This window comes from Pseudomonas sp. 8AS, assembly GCF_902506505.1.
Classification (GTDB): Bacteria; Pseudomonadota; Gammaproteobacteria; order Pseudomonadales; family Pseudomonadaceae; genus Aquipseudomonas.
Genome location: NZ_LR733406.1, coordinates 3482895 through 3498965, shown reverse-complemented (window position 1 = coordinate 3498965; position 16071 = coordinate 3482895). Strand labels below are relative to the sequence as shown.

9 protein-coding genes and 1 pseudogene are annotated in these 16071 nt (G+C 67.1%); 3 read left to right on the top strand and 7 right to left on the bottom strand.

Translation table 11 applies throughout. The annotated features are described in order from the left end of the window. The first annotated feature begins 149 nt into the window (after positions 1–149). Positions 150–749 (top strand): tRNA-uridine aminocarboxypropyltransferase, encoded by a 600-nt coding sequence (locus GV001_RS16340; protein WP_160081700.1) that lies wholly within the window; start codon positions 150–152, stop codon positions 747–749. Positions 750–892: 143 nt separating this feature from the next. Here GV001_RS16340 and GV001_RS16335 read toward each other — a convergent pair whose 3' ends face one another. From GV001_RS16335 to GV001_RS16325, 3 genes are all read right to left on the bottom strand, one after another. After that, positions 893–2251: an HlyD family type I secretion periplasmic adaptor subunit gene (locus GV001_RS16335; RefSeq protein WP_160081698.1), complete on the bottom strand. Its 1359-nt coding sequence runs from the start codon at positions 2249–2251 to the stop codon at positions 893–895. Between the two features lie 25 nt (positions 2252–2276). Beyond that, positions 2277–4424 carry a type I secretion system permease/ATPase gene (locus GV001_RS16330; RefSeq protein WP_372238592.1) on the bottom strand — a complete coding sequence of 716 codons (2148 nt, stop codon included), beginning with the start codon at positions 4422–4424 and terminating at the stop codon, positions 2277–2279. A 75-nt stretch (positions 4425–4499) separates the two neighbouring features. After that, a complete protein-coding gene (locus GV001_RS16325) occupies positions 4500–5858 on the bottom strand; it encodes a TolC family outer membrane protein (protein ID WP_160081694.1) in 1359 nt (452 codons plus the stop codon). A 463-nt stretch (positions 5859–6321) separates the two neighbouring features. Here GV001_RS16325 and GV001_RS20425 point away from each other — a divergent pair. Then, positions 6322–8062 (top strand): annotated as a pseudogene (locus tag GV001_RS20425) (retention module-containing protein); the annotation flags it as partial. A 255-nt stretch (positions 8063–8317) separates the two neighbouring features. Here the strand turns inward: GV001_RS20425 and cobF are convergent. Genes cobF through GV001_RS16305 form a run of 3 tightly spaced genes read right to left on the bottom strand, consistent with a single transcriptional unit; the run spans position 8318 to position 10775 of the window. Continuing rightward, positions 8318–9085, bottom strand: a complete 768-nt coding sequence (gene cobF, locus GV001_RS16315; RefSeq protein ID WP_160081681.1) for a precorrin-6A synthase (deacetylating) — start codon at positions 9083–9085, stop codon at positions 8318–8320. After that, positions 9082–9792 (bottom strand): VWA domain-containing protein, encoded by a 711-nt coding sequence (locus GV001_RS16310; RefSeq protein WP_256665002.1) that lies wholly within the window; start codon positions 9790–9792, stop codon positions 9082–9084. The genes cobF and GV001_RS16310 overlap by 4 nt, the downstream gene beginning before the upstream one ends. Further along, positions 9774–10775, bottom strand: coding sequence for an ATP-binding protein (locus tag GV001_RS16305; RefSeq protein ID WP_160081677.1), 1002 nt, complete (start codon positions 10773–10775; stop codon positions 9774–9776). Before GV001_RS16305 ends, GV001_RS16310 begins: the two co-directional genes overlap by 19 nt. Positions 10776–11256: 481 nt before the next feature. On the opposite strand from GV001_RS16305, the gene GV001_RS16300 reads away from it, so the two are divergent. Beyond that, entirely contained in the window at positions 11257–12330 is a 1074-nt protein-coding gene (locus GV001_RS16300) for a 3-deoxy-7-phosphoheptulonate synthase (RefSeq protein WP_160081675.1), read from the top strand. 5 nt (positions 12331–12335) lie between these two features. On the opposite strand, the gene cobN is transcribed toward GV001_RS16300, so the two are convergent. Next, on the bottom strand, positions 12336–16070 hold the full coding sequence (gene cobN, locus GV001_RS16295) for a cobaltochelatase subunit CobN (RefSeq protein WP_160081673.1): 3735 nt from the start codon (positions 16068–16070) through the stop codon (positions 12336–12338). Position 16071: the final 1 nt, after the last annotated feature.

The following is a 16071-nucleotide window of genomic DNA, read 5'->3' as shown; positions in this document are numbered from 1 at the left end:
CCACTGCCCACGGAAGACCCGGCCATGCCGGGTCTTCTGCCTTGTGCGCTGCCCGTTGCGCGCGGTGGCCATCCGCCTGGCGCCGGTGCTCGGTGCTCGGTGCTGCAGGGGCGCCTGTGGCACACTGCGCGGCCGAAGGAGAGCCCCCGATGTCCCGACCTTGCTGCGCGCGCTGTGCCCGGCCGCAGAGCCATTGCCTGTGCCCATTGCTGGCCAACCTGCCGAGCCGCACGCGGGTGCTGATCCTGCAGCATCCGGATGAGGTGCGGCATGCCCTGAACACGGCACGCCTGGCGGCGCTGGGCCTGCAGAATGCCGAGCTGCGGGTGGGCGAGGTATTTGCCGAGCTGGGGCAATGGCTGGACCCGGCCTATCGCGCCTGTCTGCTGTTTCCGGGGGAGGGCGCGCAGCCGTTGCCGCTGCTGCCTGAAGCTGGCGATGAGCGGCCGTTGCTGCTGGTGGTGCCGGATGGCACCTGGCGCAAGGCCCGCAAGCTGCTGCATCTGAACCCCTTGCTGGCCGCCCTGCCACGGGTCTGTCTGCCGTCGGGGCTGGTCTCGCGCTATCGCTTGCGCAAGGCGCCGGCCGAGGGGGCGCTGGCCACCATCGAGGCGATCACCGTTGCCCTCAACCTGCAGGAAGCGCCGGCCTGTTTCGATGAGCTGCTGCGGCCGTTCGAGGCGTTGATCGAGGGGCAGATCGCGGCGATGGGCGAGGCCACGTTCCGCCGCAACCACCTGCCGCAGTAGACCCTGTGTCGTCGGGCAGTCTCATTGCGCTTGTGCACGAACCGGGAGGCGAGCACTGGTTTGCCTGGGAGCAGCTTCAGCCGCAAATTTCGTGGATAAACCCCCTCCTGCAAGAGCGGCGCGGGCCGCAGCAAAGCCTGCGCCTAGCGCTCGCGCAGTGCCTCCGCCCGGGCCTTGAGCACGGGCTTGAGCAGGTAGTCCAGCACGCTTTTCTCGCCGGTGATGATGTCCACGGTGGCGACCATGCCGGGGATGATCAGCAGCGGGTGCTCGTCGCTGCCCAGGTGGCTTCTGTCGGTACGCACCTGGATCAGGTAGAAGCTGTTGCCTTCCTCGTCGGTGATGGTGTCGGCGCTGATCAGCTCCAGCTTGGCCTTGAGCCCGCCATAGATGGTGTAGTCGTAGGCCGTGAACTTGACCATGGCCTTCTGCCCCGGGTGCAGGAACGCCACATCCTGCGGGCGTACCCTGGCCTCGATCAGCAGGTTGTCTTCCAGCGGCACGACCTCGACCATGGCATCGCCGGGCTGCACGACGCCGCCGATGGTGTTGACCTTGAGCAGCTTGATCACCCCGTGCACCGGCGAAACCACGGTGGTGCGGGTCACCCGGTCATCGATGGCGACACTGGTGGAGGTGACCTTCTTCAGCTCGGTGCGCATTTCATTGAGCTCCTTGAAGGCATCCGAGCGAAAGGCCAGTTCGGACTCTTCGATGCGGCTTCTGATCTCCTCCACCGCCGACTCGGCCCGCGGGATGGCCAGGGTGGTGGCGTCCAGCGAGCCGCGCACCTCCACCGCGCTGCGGCGCAGGCGCAGGATCTCGACCTGGGAGATCGCCCCGGTTGCCACCAGTGGCTGCGACATGTTCAGTTCCTGCTGGATCAGCCCCAGGCTGGAGCGGTATTGCTGGGCCTTGGCACGGAACTCGGCGAGTTCCTGGGTCTTTTGCTGCAGCTGTTCGCGCAGGGTGTTCTGCTCACTCTGCAGGCGTTGCTGGCGCGAGCGATACAGGGCCAGCTCATCCTCGGCCAGCTGCGGTGCGGCTTTCACCAGATCGTCGGGCAGTGCCAGGGGGCGCCCCTCGGCTTCGGCGCTGAGACGTTCGACCCGGGCGACCAGGGCCATGCGGTCGGCTTCGGTCTCACCACGGTTGGAAAGGAAGCGGGTGTCGTCCAGACGCAGCAGGGTGTCGCCCTTGTTCACCACCTGGCCTTCGCGGACGAAGATTTCCGTGACGATGCCGCCTTCGAGGTTCTGGATCACCTGGACCTTGCTCGAGGGGATGGCCTTGCCTTCGCCGGTGGTGACTTCCTCCAGCACGGCGAACTTGGCCCAGACCAGGGCCACCAGCAGGCAGGCGCAGACCGCCCACACGGTAGCTCGGGCCAGCCAGGGCGAGTCTTCGAGGACGGCTCCGTCCACCTCGGGCATGAACTCGGTGTCCTGCTTGTGTTTCTGCAGGCTGCCGAAATAGTCACGAATCGATTGGCTCAGTTCCATGCACGACCTCCAGCGGGTCTGCGCGTCATACCGCCGCCGGGCCGACGCGCCCCTTGCGCAGGGCCTCGATCACGGCTTCTTTGGGGCCATCGGCGACGACATGGCCATTGTCGAGTACTACCAGGCGATCGACCAGGCTGAGCATCGAGGCCCGATGGGTAATCAGCAGCACGGTCTTGCCCTGCGCCAGGCTGTGCAGGCGGTTGCGCAGGATGTCCTCGCTGGTGTTGTCCATGGCGCTGGTCGGCTCGTCGAGCAACAGGACCGGCGGGTCGAGTAGCAGGGCGCGGGCCAGCAATACCGCCTGGCGCTGGCCGCCGGAGAGAAGCTGGCCGCGCTCGCCCACCGGGCGGTCGAAGCCCCGGGGATGCTGCCGGGCCAGTTCGGATACTCCGGTCAGCTCGGCCACTTCGAGCATGCGCGCATCGCTGACATAGCGCGCGCCGAGGGTCAGGTTGTCGCGCAGGCTGCCGGCCAGCAGCGGCAGGTCATGGGCGACATAGCCGATCTGGTGGCGCAGGTCGGCGACATCCAGCTGGCGCAGGTCGAGGCCGTCGAGAAGGATCTGCCCTTCATCCGGGGTGTAGAAGTTCATCACGAGGCGGGCCAGGGTGCTCTTGCCCGAGCCGCTGCGGCCGATGATGCCGACCCGCTCCCCGGCAGCCAGGTGCAGGCTGACCTTGGCCAGGGCCGGCGTGCTCTGCCCGGGATAGCTGAAACTGACCTGGCGCACGTCGATGGCGCCCTTGAGTTGAGTGCGCTCCAGCGGGCGCTGGTCGGCTTGGCGCTCCTGCGGCAGGGCCATCAGGGCGTCGGTGCTGGTCATGGTCAGGCGCGCCTGCTGATAGCGGGTAATCAACCCGGCAATCTGCCCGAGGGGCGACAGCACGCGGCTGCCGAGCATGTAGCAGGCAACCAGGGCACCGACACTCAGGTGGCCGGCAATGATGATGTAAACCCCGGCGACGATGGTGGCCATGCCGGCGAGCTGCTGGAAGAACAGGGTACCGTTGGTGGCCAGGGAGGCCAGGAAGCGACTGTGATTGTCCAGGCGGGTGAGGGCGCCGTGGGTCTTTTCCCAGCGGTGCTGGCGTTCGCTCTCGGCACCGCAGGCCTTGAGGGTTTCCAGGCCGCCGAGCGTCTCGATCAGCAGGGCCTGGCGTTCGGCCCCCAGGACCAGGCTCTTCTGTACCGTGTCGCGCAGGCGGGCCTGGATGATCAGCGCGAAGATCGCAGTGATCGGGAAGGCCAGCAGCGGGATCACCACCAGCCAGCCGCCGAGCAGGCCGATGATCACGATCATCAGGATGGAGAAGGGCAGGTCGATCAGGCTGGTCAGCGTGACCGCCGTGAGGAATTCGCGCAGGCCCTGGAAGTCGTGAATGCTCTGGGCGAAACCGCCAACCGTTGCCGGACGTGCCTTCATCGACATGCCGGTGATGCGTTCGAACAGGGTGGCGGACAGCACCACGTCGGTCTTCTTGCCGGCCACATCCAGCAGGTGGGCGCGCAGCACGCGCAGCAGCAGCTCGAAGCCGCTGCCGATGAACAGGCCGATGACCAGCACCCACAGGGTCGCGGTGGCCTGGTTGGGTACCACGCGGTCGTAGGTCTGCATGACGAACAGCGGCACCATCAGGCCGAGCAGGTTGATCAGCAGACTGGCAAGAACTGCGTCGGTATAGAGCCAGCGCGACAGCTTCAGGGTGTCGCGGAACCAGGCCTCGATGCGTGGTACCAGAGGGTTGCGTACATCCTCCAGCTCATGCCGCGGACGAGCGAACAGGGCCTGGCCCGAGTATTCCAGCGCCAAGTGCTCCCGGCTGACCCATTGCTCGCCGCCTTCGGCTTCGCACGGCAGGATCAGCAGCTTGTTCTGCGGGCCGATCATGCGCAGCACGGCGCTGCGGCCATCTTTGAGCAGCAGCAATACCGGCAGGTTGAGTGGCGAGATGGCGCTCAGCTGGCGCCGCAGGATGCGCCCCTGCAGCCCGGCCCTCGCTGCAGCGCGTGGCAACAGCTCGGCGGTCAGGCGTTGCTCGGGCATGGGCAGGCCGGCCGTGAGGCTGGCCCGGCTGGCGGAACAATCATGCAGTTTGCAAAGGATCAGCAATCCGTCCAACAGCGGGTCGTCATGACTCTGCCGTTGGTCATCGGAGGGTGTCCGCTCCATGGTGGTCAAGGTCACTACTCCTGAGAGGCCGCCAGCCAACAGTGGGCATGTTGGCCGGCGGTCTCTTCGCCGGGATCACTTCATTTCCGGCAGGCGGGCCTCGCTCTTCACTTCGGTGAGGGCTACAGCTTCGGCCGGCAACACCACGTTCTGTTTTTTCAACAGCTCCCCCGTGGCGGAAATCACGCGGTACATGGAGAACTCTTCGATATAACGCACCTCGGTGTAGCGACGGTTGGCGGTAAACAGTTCGTTCTCGCTGTCCAGCAGGTCGAGCAGGGTGCGTTGCCCCAGGCTGAACTGCTGCTGGTAGGCCTCGCGCACGCGCGAGGTGTAGTCAGCATAGTCACGAGCCTCGGGGGTTTGCAGGCGCGCGTTTTCCATGGCGTTCCAGGCCAGGGCCAGGTTCTCGTTGAGCACGCGCAGGGCATTGTTGCGGATGTCCATCGACTGGTTGATCTGGTGTGCTGCCGATTGCAGGCGCGCTTTGTCGCGCAGGCCGTTGAACAAGTTGTAGTTCATGACCACGGCTGCCCGCCAGGTGTTGTAGTGGCCTTCATCGCCCTGGACGTTGTCGTCGGCGGTGGTGGCCAGCTCGAGGTCGAAGCGTGGGTAGAAGGGCGACTTGGCCACTTCGTACTGCTTCTCGGCGGCATTCACATCCGCCTGCGCGGATTTCAGGTAGGGGTTGTTGTCGATCACGGTCTGGCGGGCCAGATTGATGTCCTGCGGGACTTCGCCTTTCACCGTGCTGGGTTGCTCCAGCTCGTCGGGCATGCGCCCGACCGCGCTGAAGAAGTTGGCTTGTGCATCCGCCAGGTTGACCTGTTCGGTGTACAGGTTGTTCTTGGCCAGGGCCAGGCGCGCCTCTGACTGGTCGAGGTCGGCAGTGCTGCCGACGCCCCGCTCGCTGCGCAGGCGGATCTGATCGTTGATGCGCTGGTGCGCCTGGAGGTTGTTCTCGGCCAGGCTCACCATCTCGCGGCGCTTCAGGACGTCCAGGTAGACCTCGGCGGTGCGCAGGGCCAGGCTTTCCGATGTGGCGAGTACGTAGTAGGCCCGCGAGTTGACGACGGCCTCGGTGCGCGCCACCTCGTTGGGGGTGTTGAAGCCGTCGAACAGCATTTGCCGCAGGCGCAGCTCGGCGTCGCGGTAGTTGAGGGTTTCCTTGTTGTGGTCGCCGTCCTGGGCGCGGGTGCTGGGGCTGTCGGTCTGCTCCCGGCCATAACCCAGCAGCAGGTCGACGGTGGGCAGGTAGCCACCTTTGGCAATCTTCACCTCTTCATCCGTAGAGAGGCGGTCATTCATGCTGGCATGCAGTTCCGGATGATTGTCGATGGTGCTCTGGATCGCTTCGGCGAGCGTCATGGCCTGCACCTGGGTACAGAACATGGCGAGCAGGATGCTGCTGCAGAGCGGTTTTAGAACGTGCATGAGGGACTCTCCTTAATTCATCTGCTCGGTCTGTTCGCCAAAATAATGGCACCTGGCTCCTAGAAAGGTGCTTCAGGTCTGTTACATCACAGCTAAGAACATCCTCAAGAGTAGCTAAGAAAAATTCAGAACAAGATTTATGAGAAATAAGTCTTATGCACTCCGTGATAACGGGCACATTGTTTCCTTCGTAAGCCGCGAGAAATGGGGTTTTCATGCCGTTTTGCGGTAACGAATGATGGTCAGTCGCGGTTTGGAGCATAAGGGCGGGGATCTACCCGATGGAGTAGGCCGGTGCAGTTAGGGCGACACTTTTTTGTCGCGTCGGCATGACAAATTAATAACGCACCGATTCAGTCCATCCTGCTTTCTTCCTTCGCACATACCTCGTGGCTCGAAAGGCGATTGACCCTTTTGAAACGTGTCGGCCACGGTCGGCAGTTGTGTTGTGGAGGAAGGACTCATGGCTACTTTGATTGGTATCGTCAGCCAGGTTGTCGGCGAAGTCTTTGCGGTAGCTGGCGATGGATCGCGTCGACCGCTAGTCGAAGGCGATCGTGTCTACAGCGGCGAACAACTCGTAACAGGCGCAGGCGGAGCCGTCTCCATCGCCATGACTAATGGCCAGGTCCTGACGCTTGGCCGTGACAGCAGCATGGGCCTTACCGAACAGCTGCTCGCCGGTGCGGAGGGGGCGTCACAGGGCGCGGCGCTGGACAGTGCTCCGGCGGCCCCGTCCGATGCCGATCTGACCGATGTCGAGAAGCTGCAGGCGGCGATCGAGGCGGGCGTCGACCCGACCCAACTGGGTGAAGCCACTGCTGCGGGCCCGGGCGCCGGTGGCGCTGCAGGCGCTGCAGGTGGCGGGCACAGCTTCGTGCTGTTGAGCGAGGTCGGTGGCGCGCTGGATCCGGTGATTGGCTTCCCCACCGAAGGCCTGGGTTATGTGCCGGAGTTTCCGGATCCCGAGCCTTTCATTGCGGCAGAGCCGGAAGCCGAAGACCCCGCTCCCGATATCGATATCCAGTACGAAGATGCCAATGGCGCCGTGATTGCCGGGCCCGCCACTGTCGACGAAGAGGCGCTGAGCGACGGCAGCAACCCCGACAGCACTGCCGAACAGGCCAATGGCGCGATCATCATCAACTCGCCGGATGGCGTGTCCGCCCTGGAAATCCAGGACGTCAATGGCAACTGGATCAATGTCACCAACGGCGGCGAGGTGCAGGGCAAATACGGCATCCTGACCGTGGATGCGGCCGGAAACTGGCTCTATACCCTCTCCGATAACACGCTCGATCACACCAATCCCAATGCTTCCGGCGCCGCCGACCAAGTCGGCGAGAGTTTCTCGGTGCGCGCCTTCGACCTGGATGGCGATGTGTCGCCAACCCAGCAGCTGAATGTGCAGATCAACGATGACAGCCCCGAAGTCCAACTTGTCCAGGGTGGGGTCTCCGGGCTGATCGTGGATGAGACGGACTTCAGCCTTACCGATACCGGCAATTTTGCCGGAGCATTCCAGGCAGACTTCGGCGCCGATGGCGGCGTCTTGGCCTATTCGCTGGCGATCAACACCCTCGACAGCGGCCTGCGGGATGCCGCCACGGGGGCGAGCATCGAGTTGCACCTGGTGGACGGCGTGATCCAGGGCTGGGTCGGCGGTGACCCCTTGCTGGTGGCTTTCACCGTCAAGGTCAATGCTTCCGGCGATCTGACGCTGACCCAGCTGCGCTCCCTGCAGCATCCGAACCCGGAAAGCGTCGACGAGCCGGTGGCTGTGGCGGGTGGGGTGATCCGGCTGGTGGCGATTGCCACCGATGGCGATGACGATACCGCCAGCGCCAGTCTGGACCTGGGTGGGCTGCTGGTGTTCCGTGACGACGGACCGACTGCTGTGGACGATGGCGCCTTGACCCTGGAAGACACGACGCTGACCGTCAACGTGCTGGCCAATGACGCCGGCGGAGCCGACTCGCCGACCCAATTGGTGGGCGCACAACTTACCGGTGGCAGCGGCACGCTGAGCTTCCTGTCCAATGGAGCGGTGACCTTCACCCCGGCGGCGGGCTTCGAAGGCCTGGCAACCGTCCTCTACACCATCCGCGATGCCGATGGCGATGAGTCGCAGGCGACGCTGAGCATCACCGTAGGACCGGACTCGACGCCGACGGTGAACACGCCGGACCTCAACGGTGACGGCGNGATGAGTTCTTACTGGCCGCCACTGCCCAGAATTTGAGGCGAATGGCTCTGTGGCTGATGCCGAAAATGCAGAAAGGGGTAAATGGCCTGGTGATTTGATCGAAACAGGGGCTTTCGCCTTCAGAAATCCAGATCGATATCCTGAGAAATCACTACTCGCCCAGAGCAACCTGGCGCCAGGTCGAACGGCGCTCAATTGCGAGGCGAGTTTTTCAACGGAATAGGCCGTAACCAGTCGTCCATGCAAGTAGTACTCAACCGCCCGCCGCATCCCTTTTCCTCAACAAATAACTATCCATAATCCACCCATTGCTCTCCCGCGCCTCTGCGCGAGTCGCCGCAATCCGCTGCGCCACCTGATCCAGCGCCCCGGCAATCAGAATCTCGTCCGCCGTCCCCACATAGGCCCCCCAATAGATATGCAGCTCCTGCCCAACAAATCGTAGGTAGCTGTCCTTGGCATCGAGCATCACCGCCACGCTATCCACCCCCTGCGGCCAGCCCTCGGCCAGCAGGCGGCCGGTGGTGATTTCCACGGCGCGGCCGATCTGGTTCAGCGGTATGCGGTGGCGGGCGGTGAGGGCCTGCAGGCTGGTGATGCCGGGGATCACGTCATAGCTGAGGTCGCTGCGCGCGCTAGCGATGGATTCGATGATGCGGATGCTGCTGTCGTACAGCGAGGGGTCGCCCCAGACCATTAAGGCGGCGACTTCGCCGTCGCCCATCTGCTCGTCGATCAGTTGCTCGAACACCGCCTGCTTGTCGCGGTTCAGCTCGTCCACGCTGGCGCGGTAGTCGGCGACGTCGCGTTCGCGCTCCGGTTGCACTCCTTCCGCGAAACGTGGAGTGCAGCCGTCCAGGAAGCGCTCGCAGATTTCCCGGCGCAGGGCATTGAGCTTGTGTTTGGCCGGGCCCTTGTCCATCAGGAAGATCACATCGCTGCGGCGCAGGGCCTTGATCGCCTGTTGGGTGATGTAGTCCGGGTCGCCGGCGCCGATGCCGACCAGCAGCAGTTCTTTCATGGTCTGTTCCAGGTAGGCGCTCGGCTAACGGGCGCCAGTTCGTCGATAGGGTGGTAGTCGGCGCCCAGCTCAATGGCCAGTTGGCGGGCGCGGCCGAGGCGGATGGGCGCGCGCTCGATGTCCAGCAGCAGACCAGGGCAGGGTAGCGGGGCAAGCCGCGGCCAGTCGCGCAGGCGGCCGTCGGTGAGCAGCAGCATCCGCTGTTGTTCGCCCGGTTTGTGGCGTTGCCGGCGGATGAGCCAGGACGTGGCCAGTTGCAGGGCCTCGATGATCGGTGTGCCGCCGCCGGCGCCGAGCTGGTTCAGCCAGGCGTGCAGTTCAGGCGATGCCTTCTGCCCCTGCCACAGCCAGCGGGCCTCGGCGCCGCCGGCTTCGAGCACGGCCAGGCGCGCGCGCTGGCGGTAGGCGCTGGCGAACAGCTCGGCGAGCAGGCCCTTGGCCTGGGCCAGGGCGCCATGCCGCCGGGTGCTGGACGAAGCATCGACTATCACCAGCCACAGCTCGCCAGGGCGCAGGCGGCGGGCGTGCCAGTGCAGGTCGGCGCGGCGGCGCGGGCGGCCGTGGGCGAGGGTCGTCGGCCAGTCGATGCGCGTGGGCGTGCCAGTGCCGCGAGCGCCGCTGCGTCCGCCTTGGGCCTGGCCGGGTTGGGGGAGGGCATCCGCGCCTGGGGCCTGGCGCGGGCGGATGCTCAGGGCTTTTTTGGCCAGGCGGGCGGCTCGCGCCGTTCGCCGACCGCTACGGCCTGTGGTGGCAGCGCGCCCCACTGGCCTTGACCCTGGTCCTGTTGCGCGTGTTGTGGTTCCGGCCGGTTGGGCGCCGGTGCCTGGCTGGCGGCGGGTGGCATGTGTTCGCGGCGGCGATGGGCGAGGACGAAGGATTCCAGGGCGTCGATGTCCTGCGCTTCGATCCGGCTGGCGCCACGCCAGGCGGCATGGGCGCGGGCGCCGCGCAGCCATACCAGGTCGGCGCGCAGGCCGTCCACGGCAGCGGCGAAGCAGCGCTGGGCGATGGCGTCCAGGCTGGCGTCGTCCAGCTCGATTGCGCTCAGGCGTTGACGTGCCTCGGTGCAGCGCTGGCGCAGGGCGTCCTGCTCGTTCTGCCACTGGGCGAGGAAGGCTGCGGGGGCGTCGTCGAAGGCCAGGCGGCGGCGGATGATCTCGGCGCGTTGCGTCGGCTCGGGCGTGCCGCCGAGCTGCACCTTGAGGCCGAAGCGGTCGAGCAGCTGCGGGCGCAGCTCGCCTTCCTCGGGGTTCATGGTGCCGATCAGCACGAAGCGCGCCGGGTGGCTGTGCGACAGGCCATCGCGCTCGATGTGGTTGATGCCGCTGGATGCCACGTCGAGCAGCAGGTCCACCAGGTGGTCGGGCAGCAGGTTGACCTCGTCGACGTAGAGCACGCCGCCGTGGGCGTTGGCCAGCACGCCGGGGGAGAAGCGTACGCGGCCCTCGCCGAGGGCGGCGTCGAGGTCGAGGGTGCCGACGATGCGCTCCTCGCTGGCGCCCAGCGGCAGGGTGACGAAGCGTCCGCCGTCGAGCAGGTCGGCCACGCCGCGTGCCAGGGTGGACTTGGCCATGCCGCGCGGGCCTTCGATCAGCACGCCACCCAGGGCCGGATCGATGGCGGCCAGGCACAGCGCCAGCTTGAACTCGTCGGCGGCCACCACGGCGGCCAGGGGGAAGTGGGGCTGCATGGGGTTACCTCGGATCGAAGGTTGAAAGAGAGTGGGGCGATGGGTTAGCGTGGCAACCATCGTTTTGGAGATCAGCATGTCGTCTCGTCCTTCCCTGAACCGCCTCGTTCGCTCCGCCGCTGTCGGCGTGGCTGGCGTGTGCGTGCAGGTCGAGGCCGTCGCTTATTTCTTTTATGGGTATTGGTTTAGCCAGCGGCGCGCCTGATACCCCACAGGCGCCCCAGAGCAGAGGGTCGCCACCAGAGCGTTTCACGAAACCCCGGTCGGCCACCCGACCGGGGTTTTTGTTTTTTCGGCCCACAAGGCCAACACGATGCACACAGAGGATCGAAACATGACCGCTTACACCGCCTATTACCGCAGCTACCGCAACTCCGCCTGGCGATTTAGCAGCGCTGCCGCGCACCACAGAGACTCCAGTCGAACACCCAGATAGCGCGCCGCGCGTGGCATGAGGCCACGCCGGGCGAGGACCACCGCCATGAATGCTTCCGTTACCGCTCTGCGCGCACCAGCCGTGCCGCCAGCCACCACTCGCCGCCGCGCCACGCCGCTGCCGAGCCCCACCGATCTGCGCCAGCGCCTGCCGCTGTCCGCCGCTCTCACCAGCCAGGTACAGACCCAGCGCGAGGCCATCCGCGCCGTGCTCGACGGCTCCGACCCGCGCCTGCTGGTCGTCGTCGGCCCCTGTTCCCTGCACGATCCGATTTCCGCCCTCGAATACGCCGACCGCCTGGCCGCGCTGTCCTTTGATGTGAGCGACCAGCTGCTGCTGGTGATGCGCGCCTACGTCGAGAAGCCGCGCACCACCATCGGCTGGAAGGGCCTGGTCTACGACCCGCAGCTGGACGGCAGCGGCGACATGGCCGGCGGCCTGGAACTGTCGCGCCGGCTGATGCTGGCCATGCTCGAGCGCGGCCTGCCAGTGGCCACCGAGTTGCTGCAGCCGCTGGTGGCCGGTTATTTCGACGACCTGCTGGGCTGGGCCGCCATCGGCGCGCGCACCAGCGAGTCGCAGGTGCACCGCGAGCTGGTCAGCGGCCTGGATGTGCCGGTGGGCTTCAAGAACGGTACCGATGGCAGCCTGTCGATTGCCTGCGACGCCATGCGCTCGGCGGCGCATCCGCACCAGCACTTCGGCGTGGATGGCCTGGGCCGCCCGGCACTGGTCGAGACCGCCGGCAACCCGGACACCCACCTGGTGCTGCGCGGCGGCCATGGCGGGCCGAACCATGATGCGGCCAGCGTGGCTGTGGCGCGGGCGAGCCTGCAGAAGCAGGGCATCGCCGCGCGCATCATGGTCGACTGCAGCCACGCCAACAGCGGCAAGGACCCGCTGCGCCAGCCGGCGGTGCTGCGCAATGTGCTTGACCAGCGCCTGGCCGGCGACGCCAGCCTGCGTGGGGTGATGCTGGAGAGCCATCTGTTCGACGGTTGCCAGGCGTTGTCCGCCGAGCTGCGCTACGGCGTGTCGATCACCGACGGCTGCCTGGGCTGGAGTGGCACCGAGGCGATGCTGCGCGAGGCGGCCGAGCGGCTGCGGGCAGGGCGCTGAGGGCATCAGGACTCCTCCGCATCCAGCAGCAGGTTTTCCAGCTGCGCCCGGTAGTCGCCGGGTTGCTGCCAGAGGCCGCGCTGCTGGGCTTCCAGCAGGCGTTCTAGCATGTCCTGCAACGCGCCGGGGTTGTGCTGCTGGATGAAATCGCGGGTGTCCTTGTCCAGCAGGTAGGCATCGGCCAGCAGGGCGTACTGATGGTCGTCGACCAGCTCGCTGGTGGCGTCGAAGCCGAACAGGTAGTCGACCGTGGCGGCCAGCTCGAAGGCGCCCTTGTAGCCGTGGCGCTTCATCCCGGCGATCCACTTGGGGTTCACCGCGCGGGCGCGCACCACGCGCCCCAGTTCTTCCTTGAGGGTGCGGATGCGCGGGTTGTCCGGCTGGCTGCTGTCGCCGAAGTAGCTGGCGGCCTTGGCGCCGCGCAGGGTCTCGACCGCCGCCAGCATGCCGCCCTGGAACTGGTAGTAGTCGTTGGAGTCGAGGATGTCGTGTTCGCGGTTGTCCTGGTTGTGCAGTACGGCCTGTAGCTGCTGTAGGCGTTCGGCGAACTGCGCGCGGGCGGGCAGGCCCTCGGCGTCCTGGCCGTAGGCGTAGCCGCCCCAGTTCAGGTAGACCTCGGCCAGATCGGCGCGGGTCTGCCACAGGCGTTCTTCCACCGCGTTCTGGATGCCGGCGCCATAGGCCCCCGGCTTGGCGCCGAAGATGCGCCAGCCGGCCTGGCGCCGCGCCTCGACCGGATCGAGGCCCTGGTCCTGATGGCTCAGGGTTTCCTGCCACACGCGTGCGGCCAGCGGGTTCATGTCCTCGGGTTCGTCCAGCTCCGCCACCGCCTGCACGGCCGTATCGAACAGGCGGATCAGGTTGGCGAAGGCGTCGCGGAAGAAGCTGGACACGCGCAGGGTCACGTCTACCCGTGGGCGGCCGAGCTGCTCCAGCGGCAGCACCTCGATGCGCTCGACCCGCTGGCTGCCGGGCTGCCACACCGGACGCACGCCGAGCAGGGCCAGGGCCTGGGCGATGTCGTCGCCGCCGGTGCGCATGGTCGCCGTGCCCCACACCGACAGGCCCAGGCGCTGCAGATGCTCGCCCTCGTCCTGCAGGTGACGTTCGAGCAGGCGCTCGGCGCTCTGCACGCCGATGCGCCAGGCGGTGGGGGTGGGCAGGTGGCGCACGTCCACCGAATAGAAGTTGCGCCCGGTGGGCAGCACGTCCAGGCGGCCGCGGCTGGGTGCGCCACTGGGTCCCGGCGGCACGAAACGGCCCTGCAGGGCGGCGAGCAGGCCGTGCATTTCGGCGGTGCCGCAGCTATCCAGCAGCGGGGCGATATGGCCGCGCAGTTCGTTCAGCACCGCGGCGCTGGCCGGGCCGGGAGCTGACGATTCGGGCTGTTCGATCAGTTGCAGAGCCAGCAGCTCCAGGCGCTCACGGGTATCGCCACGGCTGCGCCAAGGCTCATCGCTGAGTGTTTGCAGGCAATCTGGGCGCGGACCGTGCCAGGGCTCGGCCGGCTCGCCGCCCAGCGGGTCGAAGTCCAGCGCCAGGTCCTGGGCCAGGGCGCGCAGCAGACTGGCGTGCCGGCCCTGGCCGTCGCCACGGGGGATGCGTACCAGGGACAGCAGGGTGTCGCGGCGCAGGCGTCCGCTCGGTGATTCGCCGAAGCAGTGCAGGCCGTCGCGGATCTGCGATTCCTTGAGGTCGCACAGGTAGGCGTCCAGTTGCGGCAGCCAGCTGTCCGGGGCGTCGTTGACCTGCAGGCCCAGCTCGCGGTCGAGGCTGGCCTCGCGCACCTTGCGCTGGATCTCGCCGCGCAGTTCCAGGGCGCGGCGCGGGTCGAGCTGGCTGGCCTCGTAGTACTCGTCGGCCAGGCGCTCCAGGTCGCGCAGCGGGCCGTAGCTCTCGGCGCGGGTCAGCGGCGGCATCAGGTGGTCGAGGATCACCGCCTGGGTGCGGCGCTTGGCCTGGGCGCCCTCGCCGGGGTCGTTGACGATAAAGGGGTAGAGATTGGGCAAGGGACCCAGGATCGCGCTCGGCCAGCAGGCCTCGGACAGGCCGACGCTCTTGCCCGGCAGCCACTCCAGGTTGCCGTGCTTGCCGACGTGGATCAGCGCGTCGACAGCGAACGCCGTGCGCAGCCAGCAATAGAAGGCCAGATAGCCGTGCGGCGGCACCAGATCCGGGTCGTGGTACACCGCCGCGGCATCCAGCTGGTAGCCGCGTGCCGGCTGGATGCCGACGAAGCACAGGCCGAAGCGCAGGCCGGCGACCATCAGCCGGCCGCCGCGGTACAGCGGGTCCTGCTGGGGCGGGCCCCAGCGCTCCAGTACGGCGCGCTGGTTGGCCGCGGGCAGGCTGGCGAACCAGCGCTGGTAGTCGTCCAGCGCCAGGCTCTGGGCGCAGGGACGCAGGTCGAGATTGTCCAGATCGTTGGTCACGCCGCCGAGCAGCCGGTGGATCAGCGTGGTGCCGTCGTTAGGCAGGCCTTCGACCGGGTAACCCTGCTGCTGCAGGGCACGCAGGATATTCAGCGCGGCGGCCGGGGTGTCCAGGCCGACGCCGTTGCCGATACGGCCGTCGCGGGTCGGATAGTTGGCCAGGATCAGGGCGATGCGCTTGTCGGCGTTGGCCTTGGCCGCGAGCCGGGTCCAGCGCAGCGCCAGCTCGGCGACGAAGTCCATGCCCGGCAGGTGCGGGCGGTAGCGCACCACATCGCTCTGGCTGCGCTCGCTGCGCGCGGCCACGCCCTTGAAGCTGATCGGCCGAGTGATCAGGCGGCCGTCCAGCTCGGGCAGGGCGATATGCATGGCCAGGTCGCGCGGGCCCAGGCCCTGGGCGCTGGCCCGCCACTGCTCTTCGCTGTCCAAGGCGCAGAGCGCCTGCAGCACCGGCACGTCGCGGCGGAACAGCCGCTCCTGTGGTGCTTCAGGGTTGGATTGGGCGAAACCGGTGGTGTTGAGAATCACCGCCGCCTCGGCCTGATCCAGCCAGTTCTCGACCTGCGCCAGGCATTCGGCTTCCTTGAGGCTGGCCACGGCGATGGGTAGCGGGTTGAGCCCCTGGGCCTGCAGGCGCTGGCAGAAGGTGTCGACGAAGGCGGTGTTACCGGCCTGCACCTGGGCGCGGTAGAACAGCAACGCCGCCACCGGCCGGCCCGGCTGCCAGTCGGCGCGCCAGTGCTCGAGGCTTGCCTCGCTGTGGCGCGGGTGATGGATCAGCGTGCGCGGCAGGGCGCGTGGCTCGCTCCAGGGGTAGTCGCGGTCCAGCCAGCGGCTGGCGAGGCAGTAGAGCAGGTGCCGCGCATTGTCAGCGCCGCCCTGGCGCAGGTACTGCCACAGGCGCTGGCTGTCCTCGGCCGGCACGTTGCTCAAGTTGGTCAGCTCGGGATCGGGGCTGTCGTCGCCGGGCACCAGGATGATCCTGGCGCCCTGGCGGCCCAGCTCGACCAGGCGCTCGATGCCGTAGCGCCAGTAGCTGACGCCGCCGTGCACCGAGATCAGGATGACCTTGGCATGGCGCAGGACCTGCTCGACATGGAAATCCACCGAGGCGTGGTTGGGCAGCTGCGCCGGGCTGGCCAGGCGCAGGCTGGGGAAGTTCGCGGGCAGCTCGCGCGCCACCTCGGCCAGCAAGGAGAGGTGCGAGTCGCCGGTGCAGAGGATCACCAGCTCGGCCGGGGTCTGGCCGAGGTCGGCGATGCTGTCGGCCGGCAGGGTGACGCCGGCCTGGGCGCGCAGCAGGTGCATG

Excerpts from the sequence above, each read along its gene's own strand:
- GV001_RS16340 (WP_160081700.1), top strand. The coding sequence starts at position 150 with ATGTCCCGACCTTGCTGCGCGCGCTGTGCCCGGCCGCAGAGCCATTGC.
- GV001_RS16335 (WP_160081698.1), bottom strand. The coding sequence starts at position 2,251 with ATGGAACTGAGCCAATCGATTCGTGACTATTTCGGCAGCCTGCAGAAA.
- GV001_RS16330 (WP_372238592.1), bottom strand. The coding sequence starts at position 4,424 with ATGGAGCGGACACCCTCCGATGACCAACGGCAGAGTCATGACGACCCG.
- GV001_RS16325 (WP_160081694.1), bottom strand. The coding sequence starts at position 5,858 with ATGCACGTTCTAAAACCGCTCTGCAGCAGCATCCTGCTCGCCATGTTC.
- cobF (WP_160081681.1), bottom strand. The coding sequence starts at position 9,085 with ATGAAAGAACTGCTGCTGGTCGGCATCGGCGCCGGCGACCCGGACTAC.
- GV001_RS16305 (WP_160081677.1), bottom strand. The coding sequence starts at position 10,775 with ATGCAGCCCCACTTCCCCCTGGCCGCCGTGGTGGCCGCCGACGAGTTC.
- GV001_RS16300 (WP_160081675.1), top strand. The coding sequence starts at position 11,257 with ATGAATGCTTCCGTTACCGCTCTGCGCGCACCAGCCGTGCCGCCAGCC.
- cobN (WP_160081673.1), bottom strand. The coding sequence starts at position 16,070 with ATGCACCTGCTGCGCGCCCAGGCCGGCGTCACCCTGCCGGCCGACAGC.